The sequence below is a fragment of the Paraburkholderia kirstenboschensis genome, assembly GCF_032806925.1.
GTDB classification, from domain to species: domain Bacteria; phylum Pseudomonadota; class Gammaproteobacteria; order Burkholderiales; family Burkholderiaceae; genus Paraburkholderia; species Paraburkholderia kirstenboschensis.
The window spans coordinates 191092-204300 of sequence record NZ_CP136511.1; the positions used below are offsets into that span (position 1 = coordinate 191092).

The 13209-nt window shown below is 59.1% G+C and carries 11 protein-coding genes; 10 read left to right on the forward strand and 1 reads right to left on the reverse strand.

Features of this window, described 5'->3' with window-relative positions; all coding sequences use genetic code 11:
* Positions 1-83: 83 nt before the first annotated feature.
* Positions 84-1292, forward strand: coding sequence for an ABC transporter substrate-binding protein (locus RW095_RS00965; RefSeq protein WP_317015909.1), 1209 nt, complete (start codon positions 84-86; stop codon positions 1290-1292).
* 69 nt (positions 1293-1361) lie between these two features.
* Here RW095_RS00965 and RW095_RS00970 read toward each other — a convergent pair whose 3' ends face one another.
* Complete coding sequence (locus RW095_RS00970) at positions 1362-1814, reverse strand: carboxymuconolactone decarboxylase family protein (RefSeq protein ID WP_317015911.1); 453 nt, start codon at positions 1812-1814, stop codon at positions 1362-1364.
* Between the two features lie 571 nt (positions 1815-2385).
* On the opposite strand from RW095_RS00970, the gene RW095_RS00975 reads away from it, so the two are divergent.
* The 9 genes from RW095_RS00975 to RW095_RS01015 all read left to right on the forward strand — a co-directional run bounded on the left by RW095_RS00975 (position 2386) and on the right by RW095_RS01015 (position 13043).
* A complete protein-coding gene (locus RW095_RS00975; protein ID WP_317015912.1) occupies positions 2386-2802 on the forward strand; it encodes a Zn-ribbon domain-containing OB-fold protein in 417 nt (138 codons plus the stop codon).
* Positions 2803-2812: 10 nt separating this feature from the next.
* A complete protein-coding gene (locus tag RW095_RS00980; RefSeq protein ID WP_317015914.1) occupies positions 2813-3991 on the forward strand; it encodes a thiolase C-terminal domain-containing protein in 1179 nt (392 codons plus the stop codon).
* 101 nt (positions 3992-4092) lie between these two features.
* On the forward strand, positions 4093-5298 hold the full coding sequence (gene pcaF / locus RW095_RS00985; RefSeq protein WP_317015915.1) for a 3-oxoadipyl-CoA thiolase: 1206 nt from the start codon (positions 4093-4095) through the stop codon (positions 5296-5298).
* Between the two features lie 126 nt (positions 5299-5424).
* A complete protein-coding gene (locus RW095_RS00990; protein WP_317015917.1) occupies positions 5425-6570 on the forward strand; it encodes a Re/Si-specific NAD(P)(+) transhydrogenase subunit alpha in 1146 nt (381 codons plus the stop codon).
* Positions 6571-6590: 20 nt separating this feature from the next.
* Positions 6591-6920 (forward strand): NAD(P) transhydrogenase subunit alpha, encoded by a 330-nt coding sequence (locus RW095_RS00995; RefSeq protein WP_006047931.1) that lies wholly within the window; start codon positions 6591-6593, stop codon positions 6918-6920.
* Positions 6920-8371, forward strand: a complete 1452-nt coding sequence (locus RW095_RS01000) for an NAD(P)(+) transhydrogenase (Re/Si-specific) subunit beta (protein ID WP_317015923.1) — start codon at positions 6920-6922, stop codon at positions 8369-8371. Before RW095_RS00995 ends, RW095_RS01000 begins: the two co-directional genes overlap by 1 nt.
* A 267-nt stretch (positions 8372-8638) precedes the next feature.
* Positions 8639-10057, forward strand: a complete 1419-nt coding sequence (locus tag RW095_RS01005; RefSeq protein WP_317015924.1) for an aldehyde dehydrogenase family protein — start codon at positions 8639-8641, stop codon at positions 10055-10057.
* Between the two features lie 154 nt (positions 10058-10211).
* Positions 10212-11174: a LysR family transcriptional regulator gene (locus RW095_RS01010; protein ID WP_317015925.1), complete on the forward strand. Its 963-nt coding sequence runs from the start codon at positions 10212-10214 to the stop codon at positions 11172-11174.
* Positions 11175-12185: 1011 nt separating this feature from the next.
* The gene (locus RW095_RS01015) at positions 12186-13043 is read left to right on the forward strand and encodes an SMP-30/gluconolactonase/LRE family protein (protein ID WP_317015926.1); all 858 of its coding nucleotides are present in this window, start codon (positions 12186-12188) and stop codon (positions 13041-13043) included.
* Positions 13044-13209 lie beyond the last annotated feature (166 nt).

The following is a 13209-nucleotide window of genomic DNA, read 5'->3' on the forward strand; positions in this document are numbered from 1 at the left end:
TGCTTGTGAGACTTGAGAGAAGGACTCTATCGGCGAGCTGGCTGGGCCGTGTAGACACAGTAAAAAAACATTGGAGAACAGCAATGAAAACAGCCATTATGGCCAGCCTCTTGAGCGGCGCGTCGGTCATCTCCCCACCTGTCCTTGCTGAAGCGCCGGTGGATCCCGTGAAGATCGGTGTCATCGTCGACATGTCAGGTGTGTACTCCGGCATCGGTGGCCCGGGAGGTGTCGCAGCAGTCAATCTCGCCGTGAAGGACTTTGGCGGCAAGGTATTGGGACGGCCCATTCAGGTACTGTCGGCCGATTATCAGAACAAGGTCGACGTGACCGCAACCCGAGCTCGCGAATGGTACGACAGGGATAATGTTGCGATGGTGATCGAATCGACGGATTCGGCGTCGGCGCTGGCATTGCAGAAAATTGGAGCAGACAAGAAAAGGGTCACGATTTTTGCAGGCTCCGCGACGACAGAGCTCACCGGCAAACAATGCACACCTTATGGCGTGCATTATGTTTACGACACTTACTCTCTGGCGAACGGGACGGCGCGCGCGATCGCGGCCGAAGGCGGCAAGAGCTGGTATTTCATCACCGCGGACTATGCATTCGGCCATTCCCTCGAAGCTCAGGCGACGAAGGTCGTGCTGTCGATGGGCGGCAAAGTGGTCGGAAGTGTGAACCACCCGCTTTCTGCATCCGACTTCGCATCCTTTCTGATGCAGGCTCAGGCATCGAAAGCTCAAGTGATTGGGTTGGCCGACGCGGGGCGCGATACGCAGAACGCTATTCGCCAAGCAGCTGAGTTCGGCATGGGGAATGGCAAGCAGATTATTGCGCCCTTGCTCATATTCGACGGCGATCTCAAGGGTATTGGGTTGAAGACGGCGCAGGGCCTGCAATTCACCACGGCGTATTACTGGGACTACGACGATGACACGCGGGCGTTCGCGAAAAAGTACTACGCGGTGACCAACAAGATGCCGACTATGGTTCAGGCCGGTATGTATTCGGCCGTGACCCAGTACCTTAAAGCGGTGCAGGCAGTGCAATCGACCGACAGTGACAAAGTCATGGCCAGGCTGCATGCCACGCCGATTCATGACTTCTTCGCGAAGGACGGACGAATTCTCGCCAACGGCCTCATGGCGCACGACATGTATCTCGCGGAGGCCAAGAAGCCTTCCGAGTCAAAGAGTGAATGGGACCTGCTGAAGATCCGATCAGTGATCCCAAAGGACAAGGCATTCGAACCGCTTGAACAAAGCGGCTGTCCGTTGACCGGGCATTGAGTGAGCGGCAGGTCGATAGCCATCGCCGTCATCGCGGGGGCGCTCAGGAGCGCTATGCGATCCTAAGTGTTATTTTCCTTCGCGGAAAGCGGAATATAGGTTGACGTAGCCGCGTTCCACACGCCGCTTTGCGTGCTTTGCTGCGGATTCGCGTGCCAGGGGAATGAATCCGTAGCCCTCCACCAGCCGTTGCATGAACGCCGCGCGGGCCGTGATAGCGATTGCATCGTGCAATGTGTGCTCGCTCCAGTCTGCTGCGAACACTGCATCTGCGTCCGCTTGGCACATCTCTCCCGGCGTGAGCATCAGCTTGCGCAGGAACGCGAGCAGGGACTTCAGTCTTCTATCCGCTGGCGCGCTCTCCAGGTCTTCGAGCAGGCGCGCGACGAGGCCACGCTCGATGCCCCGCGCGTAAGCCACCTCGGAGTGCGCGACGTAGACGAACTCGCATCCTCCGACCCCGGCGGCGTACGCGAGGATCAACTCCCTGTCAGCCTGGCTCAACGGGGAAGGTCCGTTCATGAGGACCTCGCTCATTTTCGACCATGGACCGTATAGCCCTTGATACTGGGCGAAGACATTGGGTGGCCCCGCATCAGCAGGGAGCGATTTAAAAAACGGCATGAGTGCCTCCTCCTTCTTGAGAATCCAAGCTGTGCCATTGACGGCTCTGATTTTTGACAATGCGACGCAGGAGACATGCCAGCGCGACCGTCGCTGCGGCGCTCTCTTATATTGGCGCAGCGCATGACACCGGTGCCACTCGCCGCAAAAGACTGTCTGCGGGAAAGACAGAGCCTGTCGAAGATGAAGACATCGGCAGACCTACGGTGTACGCGAGTCATTGACGACTTGACGTTAGCGCTGCCGCTCCTATAGCGATTCTACGGTGCTAGGACGCACGGCAGCGTGTATTGCGGCTTTGTCGACCATGTCTCACAACGGCTCTTCTTTCGATTGGCACAGGTGTTGCATTTAAGTCCGGCTGAGTTCGTTCGACCGCTTCGACAAGCGATCCACGAAACGCGCCGCATTTCGAGCGTTTCCCAACTCGCAGAAGACGATCACGGGTCCAATTCAACGGAGACATTCAATGGAAGCAATCCTGCCCCTGCCTTTACCCGTTCCGAACGCCGACTCTTTGGCCTACTGGAACGCCGCACGTGAATGTCGGCTCCTGATTCGTCAATGCGCCGCCTGCCAGACCCTCCATTTCATGCCAAGGTATCTGTGCCCCGTATGTTGGTCGGATCAACTCGAATGGGTTGAAAGCAAAGGCATCGGCTCGGTTCATAGCTTCACGATAATCCGTCGAGCGCCGGTATCCGCGTTCGCTGCCCGCACGCCGTATGTTGTCGCGCTAATCGAACTCGACGAAGGGCCGCGCATGATGGCCAATGTCATTGGTGACGACACGCTGTCGGTCCAAATCGGCGATCGCGTCAGCGTGACGTTCGAGGATCGAGGCGACGGCGCGATGATCCCGCAGTTCAACCTAATTCAGGGCTGAGGCGAGAAAGATGAAACCAGCGGCATCACTGAAGAACAAGGTTGCGATTGTTGGCGTGGGCGAATCGGAAATTGGCAAGGTTCCCCTCATGTCGGGTCTCGGCCTGAATGCACAGGCGGCAAAGCGTGCGCTCGACGACGCAGGTCTGAAGGTGTCGGATATCGACGGTGTTCTCACCGCCTATTCCTTCACTGAGCCGTATTTCATGCTTGGTTCCGTGATCTGCGAATACCTGGGCCTCAAGCCACGTTTTAACGCATCGCTAGTTGCCGGGGGAGCGAGTCCCGCAGTGATGCTCAAACACGCGGCCGAGGCGATCGTGGCGGGACAGGCGGAGACGATCCTCGTATGCGCGGGCGAAAACCGCGCAACGGGGCAGACGCGCGACGCGGCTTTGGCTTCTCTGATGGCCGTCGGCCATCCGTACTTCGAGCAGCCCTATGGCACATCGATACCAGGCTTCTACGCGATGATTGCGCGGCGTCACATGCACGTGTACGGCACAACCCGTGAGCAACTCGCTCAAGTCGCTGTGAATACGCGTGCTCACGCGCTCCTGCATCCCAATGCTCACATGAAGACACCGTTGACGGCGGAGCAGGTGCTGTCGGCGAAGCCTATCGCCGACCCGCTCGGCATGCTGGACTGTTGCCTCATCTCGGATGCAGGAGGTGCGTTCATCGTGACTTCGGCCGAGCGCGCCGCCGAACTGGGCAGCAAGCCTGTCTATCTGCAAGGTATTGGCGAGCACCACACGCATGAGCACCTGATGTGCGCGCCGAGTCTCACCGAGTTTGGCGCGACGGAATCGGGACGGATTGCCTATCAGATGGCTGGGCTCGGACCCGACGACATAGATCTGGCCGAATTGTACGACTGCTTCACGATCGTCCCAATTATAGAGGTTGAGGAACTGGGCTTTTGCAAGGCAGGAGAGGGTGGCGCTTTTTTTGCCGAAGGACTTGCCCGCATCGGCGGAAAGCTGCCGGTCAATACGCATGGCGGAATGCTTTCACATGCGCATGCGGGCGCTGCGGGCGGCTTGTTTGGGATTGTGGAGGCGGTGCGTCAGTTGCGCGGCGGTCTCGGGCCGCGTCAGGTGCAGGGTGCGGAAGTGGCACTCGTTCATAACGAAGGTGGAGTCCTCTCTTCCCACTGCACGGTCATCCTCGCGAAGGACAAAGGCTAGTTCGAAAGAAAGCGTCGCGCGCCGCTGCTTCACTCCCGTCGGAAAACGCAGCTCCCGCTCCAAACAACAGAAGACAGTTTGCTTATCCACGATTCGACACTATGACTACTGAAGCCTATATCTGCGATGCGATTCGCACTCCATTTGGGCGCTACGGCGGCGCGCTGTCCGGGATCCGTGCTGACGACCTCGGGGCGATCCCACTGAAGGCGCTGATGGCGCGCAATCCCAAGGTGGACTGGTCTGCCGTTACGGACGTCATATACGGTTGCGCGAATCAGGCGGGGGAAGACAATCGCAATGTTGCACGCATGGCGAGCCTGCTTGCGGGATTGCCGTTAGAGGTGCCGGGTTCAACGGTAAATCGCCTGTGCGGGTCCGGCCTCGATGCGGTCGGTACCGCCGCGCGCGCGATCAAATCCGGCGAAGCCGGAATGATGATCGCCGGCGGCGTGGAGAGTATGAGCCGCGCACCGTTCGTCATGCCAAAGGCCGAATCTGCGTTCAGCCGCGCGAACGCGGTGTACGACACGACAATCGGCTGGCGCTTTGTCAATCGGTCGATGAAAGAGCAATACGGTGTTGACTCCATGCCTGAGACCGCTGAGAACGTCGCGACCGATCACGGCATCGAGCGGCAGGCGCAGGACCGCATGGCTCTTGCGTCACAGGAGAGAGCACTGGCTGCGCAAGAAGGTGGCTTTTTCGATGCGGAGATCGTTCCCGTCACCATTGCACAGAAGAAGGGCGACTCTGTCGTAGTCGCGCGGGACGAGCATCCGCGGCAGACATCTTTAGAAGCGCTTGCGAAGTTGAAGGGCGTGGTCAGGGCTGACGGAACGGTCACTGCCGGCAATGCGAGCGGCGTCAACGATGGCGCATGTGCCCTGCTGCTGGCGGATGAAAGCGCGGCTGCACGTAATGGGCTGCGTCCGCGCGCCCGTGTCATTGCGATGGCAACGGCTGGTGTTTCGCCTCGGGTGATGGGCATCGGGCCATTGCCAGCAACGGAGAAAGTGCTGGCGCTCGCAGGACTGACGCTGGATCGGCTGGACGTCATCGAATTGAACGAAGCCTTCGCGGCGCAAGGTCTGGCGGTTCTACGCGGGTTGGGTCTCCAAGACGACGATCCACGCGTCAATCCGAATGGCGGAGCCATTGCGTTGGGTCATCCGCTCGGAGCGTCGGGCGCAAGGCTCGTTACAACCGCAATCAATCAACTCCACGCGAGCGGAGGACGGTTCGCACTGTGCACGATGTGTATTGGAGTTGGACAAGGAATCGCGCTGGTGCTCGAGCGGGTCTGACTGGCATCACTCGTTCTTCTTGACTTATTAACCAGCACGCTCTGCCAATACGATTGTGATTGCGGTGCTTTTACGCACGCGCGCACCGTGTTGCATCGAGCCTACGCAATTGAAGGAGTCGCGCGCATGAACATTGGCGTGCCCGTTGAGACTATTCCAGGGGAAACCCGCGTCGCCGTCACGCCCGAGACGGCGAAGAAGCTCCGTGATCAAGGACACGTGGTCCGCGTCGCGGCTGGCGCGGGCGTGGCAGCGAGTGCCACGGACGACGCCTATCGTACCGCTGGCGCCGACATCACTGATCAGGTTGGGGCTCTTTCCAGCGACCTCGTGCTAAAAGTGCGAGCGCCGCTGGCGCACGAGCTTGCCAGCATGCGCGCCGGCGCCGTTCTGGTTGGCATGCTGGATCCTTTCGATATCAGCAATGCCCAACGGATAGCGGCAGCGGGCGTGACGGCATTCGCGCTCGAAGCCGCGCCGCGCACGACGCGCGCGCAGAGTCTCGACGTGCTTTCATCTCAAGCCAACATTGCCGGCTATAAGGCCGTGCTGCTGGCGGCCGATCTTTACCCGCGCTTCATGCCGATGCTGATGACAGCGGCGGGTACGGTGAAGGCGGCACGTGTGCTGATTCTTGGGGCAGGCGTCGCCGGGCTGCAGGCTATCGCAACGGCGAAACGCCTCGGCGCCGTGATCGAAGCCTCTGACGTGCGCCCTGCAGTGAAAGAGCAGATCGAATCGCTCGGGGCGAAGTTTCTCGATGTGCCTTATGAGACCGATGAGGAGCGCGATGCCGCTGCTGGCGTCGGCGGCTATGCGCGTCCGATGCCGCCCGGCTGGCTGCAGCGGCAGTCTGCTTTGGTCCACGAACGCGCGAGGCTGGCAGACATCATAATCACCACCGCGCTCGTGCCGGGCCGCGCGGCGCCGACGCTGATTTCTGTTGAGACGGTGCAGGCCATGAAGCCCGGCTCGGTGCTGGTTGATCTTGCGGCAGGGCGCGGGCCGGAGTACGAGGGCCAACGCGGTGGCAACTGTCCGCTAACGCGGCCCGATCAGATCGTGAATAAACACGGTGTGACGATTGTCGGCTACACGAATCTGGCATCGATGGTGGCCGCCGACGCTTCGTCGCTCTACGCGCGCAATCTGCTCGACTTCCTGAAGCTGATCGTGACGAAGGAAGGGACGTTCCAAATCGACACAAACGACGACATCGTAGCGGCGACGCTGCTTACGCGCAACGGCTCCCTGCTACGCGAAGCGGCATGATTCTTCTGGAGAAGTGGTAAATGGAAGTCCTCAATCATACGGTCATCAACCTGATCATTTTTGTGCTGGCGATTTACGTCGGCTACCACGTGGTCTGGAACGTCACGCCGGCTCTACACACGCCGCTCATGGCCGTGACGAATGCCATTTCGGCGATCGTGATTGTCGGCGCGATGTTGGCAACCGGCCTCACGCTCGGCACGCCGGGCAAGTTCTTTGGCACGCTCGCCGTCGCGCTCGCGGCGGTCAACGTGTTCGGCGGCTTCCTCGTCACGCGGCGAATGCTCGAGATGTTCCGCAAGAAAGAGCCGAAAAAGCTCATCGCCGATAAGAGCAAGGAGAACGCGTAATGAGTCTGAACGTCGTCACGCTGCTTTATCTGGTTGCGTCGGTCTGCTTCATTCAGGCGCTCAAGGGGCTGTCGAATCCGAAGACGGCGCGCATCGGCAATACGTTCGGCATGGTCGGGATGGCGATTGCGATTCTCACGACCATCGCGCTGATCGCCAAACAGGCGAATGCACTCGGCTCGAATCTCGCGCTCGGGCTTGGCTTGCTGTTCGCCGCGCTGATCGTCGGCGGTGCGATTGGCGCGTTTGTCGCCGCGCGCGTCGAGATGACGAAGATGCCGGAACTCGTCGCGGCGATGCACTCGCTGATCGGTCTCGCGGCGGTGTGCATTGCGTATGCGGTGGTGTCGGAGCCGGCGGCATTCGGATTGATCGATCCGGAAAATCCGGTCCCGGGCTTTCTGCCTTATGGCAATCGCGTCGAGTTGTTCATCGGCACGTTCGTCGGCGCAATTACTTTTAGCGGCTCGGTGATCGCGTTCGGCAAGCTGTCGGGCAAGTACAAGTTCCGGTTATTTCAGGGCGCGCCGGTGGTCTATGCCGGCCAGCATCTGATCAACCTGCTGCTCGCGATTGCGATGCTCGGCTTCGGTGTGATCTTCTTTTTCACGCAGTCGTGGTTGCCGTTCATCATCATGACGCTGATCGCGTTCGTGCTCGGCGTGCTGATCATCATTCCGATCGGCGGCGCGGATATGCCGGTCGTCGTGTCCATGCTCAATTCGTACTCGGGCTGGGCGGCGGCGGGCATCGGCTTCTCGCTCAACAATCCGATGCTGATCATTGCGGGCTCGCTGGTTGGGTCCTCGGGTGCGATTCTGTCGTACATCATGTGCCGCGCGATGAACCGCTCGTTCTTCAACGTGATTCTGGGCGGCTTCGGCAATGAGGCGGGCGCGGCGGCAGCGGGCGGCTCGGCTGAGCAGCGTCCGGTGAAATCCGGTTCCGCCGACGATGCGTCGTTCATGCTCGGCAACGCCGAAACGGTCGTGATCGTGCCGGGCTATGGCCTTGCAGTGGCGCGCGCGCAGCATGCGTTGAAGGAGTTGACCGACAAGCTCGTCGAGAAGGGCATTGAAGTGAAGTACGCGATTCACCCGGTGGCCGGACGGATGCCAGGCCATATGAACGTGCTGCTCGCCGAAGCCGAAGTGCCGTACGACATGGTGTTCGAGATGGACGACATCAACGGCGAGTTCGGCCAAGTCGATGTGGTGCTCGTGCTCGGCGCGAACGACGTGGTGAACCCGGCCGCGAAGAACGATCCCAAGTCGCCGATTGCGGGCATGCCGATCATCGAGGCTTACAAGGCACGCACTGTCATTGTGAACAAGCGCTCGATGGCGGCGGGTTATGCCGGGCTCGACAACGACCTCTTCTACATGGACAAGACGATGATGGTGTTCGGCGACGCCAAGAAGGTGATCGAGGACATGGTGAAGGCGGCCTGACCTCGTGGCAGAACCCATGACATGACCTTACTTCCGACGCCTGACCGCCCGAATGAGGAATGAATAGCGCCATCATTTGAATGCTATACGTCGCGGAAATCTATATGACAACGAGCACCGGGCTAACGTCGGAATCAAAAGCTGGGCATCGACTTGATTCGGGATAAAAGTGACATACATAGACCGATTAACTTCTTCGCACGGGGCGCGGCGCGCATTCGACCCGCCGTGGCGCAATAAGCTTACTAACTCCGGAGCATCGAAAGCATGAAGCACTACGGCAAGTTTTATATCGACGGAGCATGGGTCGACGCGCTCGGGAACGACTCATTCGCACTGGTCAATCCTGCAACTGAGGAAGCCTTCGCGACCATCGCGTTGGGCAGCATTGACGATGTTGATAGGGCGGTTAGTGCCGCGTCGCGTGCTTTTCCGAAGTTCGGCCAAAGTCCGCCGCGGGATCGTATCGATCTGCTCACTAATATAGCCGCGGAGGTTGAGCGCCGTGAAGGCGACATCATGTCGGCGCTCACTCAGGAAATGGGCTGCCCGACTGGTCTGAAACAGCATGTCCGTTCAGGCGTGGCAGCCTTCAGGCAAGCGATCGAGACACTCCGGGAATATCGCTTCGAGACTCGCCTGGGCGAAAACATCATTCGGCGCGAAGCGATTGGTGTCGCGGGCTTGATCACACCCTGGAACTGGCCCGTTCAACTTATCTGCAATAAGCTTGCATCTGCATTCGCCGCAGGCTGTCCCGTTGTTCTTAAGCCTTCAGAATACACTCCGCTAAGCGCGTTGCTTATCGCCGAGCTCGTTCACGACGCCGGGGCGCCTCCAGGCACTTTCAATCTTGTGAATGGCGACGGCCCGACAGTAGGGCACGCGATCAGCGCGCACGAGGACATTGGCGTTGTATCGTTTACCGGTTCGACACGCGCGGGGATTATGGTAGCCGAAGCGGCATCGTCGTCGGTGAAGCGCGTCGCTCAGGAGCTCGGAGGTAAATCACCGAACATTGTTCTTCCCGACGCGGATCTGCGCGCCGCTGCCGCTTTCAACGTGACGCGAGGCTTCTCCAACAGCGGGCAGTCTTGTCATTCTCCGACTCGGTTGTTGGTGCACGAAGACCAACTTGACGAGGTGCTGGGATACCTCGTCGAGGCGGTAGATAAGCTTCACGTTGGCGATCCCAGTTCTCCGCATACGACTCACGGACCCGTGGTCAACCGGGCACAGTTTGAGCGGATCCAGCACTACATCAATGCCGGCATTGCGGAAGGCGCCCGCTTGGTATGCGGTGGTCCAGGGCGTCCCGATGGTTTTGAGCGCGGCTTTTACATACGCCCGACGATCTTTTCAAACGTGTGTCGCGACATGACGATTGCTCGGGAGGAAATCTTTGGGATGGTGACGTCGGTTCTGACTTACCGCACAGTGGACGAGGCGGTGGAACTTGCAAACGACACGCCTTACGGATTGGGTGCGTATGTCTTCTCCAAAGATCGCAAAAAAGCCCTCGATGTGTGCCGCGAAGTGAAAGCGGGTCGGGTTTTCTTTAATGGCGCACCTGCAAACACCGAGGCGCCGATGGGCGGCTATAAGAAATCGGGAAATGGTCGGGAGATGGGCGTCTATGGGATGGAGGAATATCTCGAGATCAAGGCCATCATGGGTTTCGCCTGACGCGACTGCACGGCTGCGGCAATGTTGTATTCATTTGAGCACGCGGCGCCCGGCGTGAACTGCTGTCGGCGAGGGTCTTCGCGCAGGCCATAGACTCGTGCACTTTGCCAGGGACGATCGAAGTGCTTATACTTCAAATTCATGAATGGGCGGCGTGCGGCGCTCCATCGGCGCCACGCCTTCCCTCCATCAGTCGAAGAACAATTGCGAAGGTGCGCGGCGCAACATGCAACGTGAAGACTTGCTCGATCTCAACGCCTATGTAGCTGTGGCCGAAGAGCGAAGCTTTACTCGTGCCGCAGTGAAACTGAAGACGTCGCAGTCCGCGCTCAGTTACGCGATTCGGCGCCTGGAAACACGCCTTGGCGTGAGGCTGCTGCATCGCACCACCCGCAACGTAGCGCCGACGGACGCTGGCGAAAGGCTACTGCAGACTCTCGGGCCGGCATTCGAAAACATTCAGACCGAACTCGAATCACTGGCGGAGCTACGTCAGACGCCGGTCGGGGCTCTGCGGATAGACGCGCCAGAACATGCAATCGATACCCTGTGGCCGAAGCTGGAAACGTTCATTAGAGATCATCCTTTGGTAAAGCTCGAAATCGAAATCAGCTCAAATTATCCCGACATTGTCACCGGGCGATTCGATGCGGGCATCAGGCTTGGCGAGGAAGTCGCGAAAGACATGGTTGCCGTCCGCGTTGGTCCCGTAATGCGAATGGTTGTGGTCGGATCGCCCGCCTATTTTATGAAACGCCCGAAACCGTCGACACCGTACGACATTTCGGGCCATGAGTGCATCCATTATCGAAGGCCTTCAACCGGCCAACTGCGGCCTTGGGAGTTTTCCAAGAAGGGACGCGCAGTCAATGCGAGCGTGGAAGGGCAGCTTGTCTTCAACAACTTGAACACGATTATCAAAGCGACAAAGTCTGGACTCGGTATGGCGTATCTGCCGGAGGACTTCTTGCGCCAGGAGGTTGCCGACGGTTCCCTGATTCAGGTATTGACCGACTGGTGCCCGTCGATCTCGGGATACCACTTGTATTATCCGAGCCGTCGTCTTAAGTCAGCTGCGTTGGGACTACTCATCGAAGCCCTCAGATATCAACGCTAGGACGGCGGTGAGATGCGTTCTACGTGATGTCGCGACAGCGGCGCATCGCCAGGTTCAAGGCAACGTTGCGGTGCGCCGTCGATTTGCGGCCCGTCATGTCTGCGTCACTGCTTTGCCGCCAACAGCGGCGGTTATCAATAGCTCCTCGATCTCATCACAGCGATCTGCCTGGTAAACGGAACGATGTCCGTAAGAGAGCGAATACACGCCGACCATGACGGTGCCCAGATGGCCAACGCGATCATCGCGGCACCGGAACCGGCAAACATGCTGATTAAGTGGCGGATGGCGTCCGAGCCAACTTAAACGCTACGTGCGACATGGGAGCAACGAACCGCGGCGCGATGAAATCCTCAGAGAGTGAGCGAGCCCGGAATAGCATCGCTGCTGGCCATCGCTAATTCTGGTCCTCAGCATGATCGTTGCCGTTGCAGTGCTCATGCTGCCGCCGCCGCTGCTGCGGTGTTGGTGCGAGGCGTAGCAGATCTGCCAGACTTCGTTGCCGCAAGTCAGATAATGGACTTGTCCCGCAGCACTGGCGCCTTCCTTTCGTGCCACCACAGCCACAATTGCAGCTAACGTGCAAGGTCGGCTGCGATTACGGCATTGCGGCCCCGGCGATTTCGGCAGGATAGGCGACAAGGAGGTTTCTCTGAACAGTGCGTGTGTTTAGCGCGGGCACCTAGCCGTCTGTGTTAAGGACACGCTCGCGATCCACTTTCACCCGATTCCTGCCGCTGGCTGCATTGAAGCATGGGGGCATTGGCTGCGAATGCGCTTATATAGGCGACGTGCGCCCTTCGGGCGTTGACGGCATGAAGTTTGCCTTCCAAGGCCGCGCGGTTTTTACGCCGCGCGGCGAGTGCGGCTCTGAAGAATGCGGCCAGCAATTACGCATGCGACGATCTGCGTCGGGATGCAGACAAGCGGCTTGCTGCCGGCCGCGTAACAGAACTAAGAGGGGCTTGCGTAAGCGGAGACAACCGGATTGGATACGAAGGAGACTGAAGCATGCGGAAGTACTCCACAAAAGTGCTCGTAGGTGGGTTTGTGTATCTGGAAGCGCCACGGTGGTTCCAAGACGAGCTGTGGGTCTCGGACGTTTTTGATTTCAGGTTGTACCGTGTTACCCACTCGGGGCAGAAAAATCTGGTCTGCGACGTGCCACACCGACCCTCCGGGATCGGCTTCTTGCCTGATGGGTCACCTTTGGTTGTATCGTCAACCGACCGCAAGCTAATGAAGGTCGAACATGGTGTGCTGAGTGTCTACGCGGATCTGTCCCAATTCGCAACCGGCGATCTCAACGATCTTGTGGTCGACGAGGTGGGACAGATTTACGTAGGAAACTTTGGTTATGATCTTTTGGCCGGTGAGCCGTTGAAGCCCACTAATCTGCACCTTGTGGATCGCGACGGACAAATCCGCATTGCGGCCCGTGACCTGGAGTTTCCCAATGGCGTAATCCTGAAGGACGACGGACGGACGTTAGTTGTAGCAGAGACGTGGTCGTGCCGTCTAACCGCCTTCGGCCGCCATCCCAACGGCGCATTGTCTCGACGGCGCGTCTACGCGGATCTAGGGCAGCGCATGCCAGACGGCATCTGTGTCGACGCTGAAGGCGGTGTATGGGTTGCGTCGTTCAATAGTGGCGAATTTGTGCGCGTGCTTGAGGGCGGACAGATAACCGACCGCATACAGTGCGGTGACGTACGTGCCGTTTCATGCTGTTTGGGTGGTTCCGATGGCACGACTCTTTTCTGCAGCATTTATGACGGATCCGTTAACGACCTCAAATCTCTCAAGCGGGCCGGACAAATCGTGACCGCCCAGGTCCATATACCCGCTGCAAGTTTCGATACGTCTTAACGGAGCATGTACAAGGGGAACCGTCAGGGAAGAATGGATCGTTTCTCGTGCGAGCGGCCCCGACGACGTGGTGTCAAGGGACGTCGGTGAGTTGGCGGCGGCGGTGATGCGTCGGTGCAGAACTGCTTGCGACGCACTTCCAGCGGACCGCAAAAGGGCGGCGCAA

Coding starts and splice junctions, on each gene's coding strand:
- RW095_RS00970 (WP_317015911.1), bottom strand. CDS start 1,814: ATGAACGGACCTTCCCCGTTGAGCCAGGCTGACAGGGAGTTGATCCTC.
- RW095_RS00965 (WP_317015909.1), top strand. CDS start 84: ATGAAAACAGCCATTATGGCCAGCCTCTTGAGCGGCGCGTCGGTCATC.
- RW095_RS01015 (WP_317015926.1), top strand. CDS start 12,186: ATGCGGAAGTACTCCACAAAAGTGCTCGTAGGTGGGTTTGTGTATCTG.
- RW095_RS00995 (WP_006047931.1), top strand. CDS start 6,591: ATGGAAGTCCTCAATCATACGGTCATCAACCTGATCATTTTTGTGCTG.
- pcaF (WP_317015915.1), top strand. CDS start 4,093: ATGACTACTGAAGCCTATATCTGCGATGCGATTCGCACTCCATTTGGG.
- RW095_RS01000 (WP_317015923.1), top strand. CDS start 6,920: ATGAGTCTGAACGTCGTCACGCTGCTTTATCTGGTTGCGTCGGTCTGC.
- RW095_RS00975 (WP_317015912.1), top strand. CDS start 2,386: ATGGAAGCAATCCTGCCCCTGCCTTTACCCGTTCCGAACGCCGACTCT.
- RW095_RS01005 (WP_317015924.1), top strand. CDS start 8,639: ATGAAGCACTACGGCAAGTTTTATATCGACGGAGCATGGGTCGACGCG.
- RW095_RS00980 (WP_317015914.1), top strand. CDS start 2,813: ATGAAACCAGCGGCATCACTGAAGAACAAGGTTGCGATTGTTGGCGTG.
- RW095_RS00990 (WP_317015917.1), top strand. CDS start 5,425: ATGAACATTGGCGTGCCCGTTGAGACTATTCCAGGGGAAACCCGCGTC.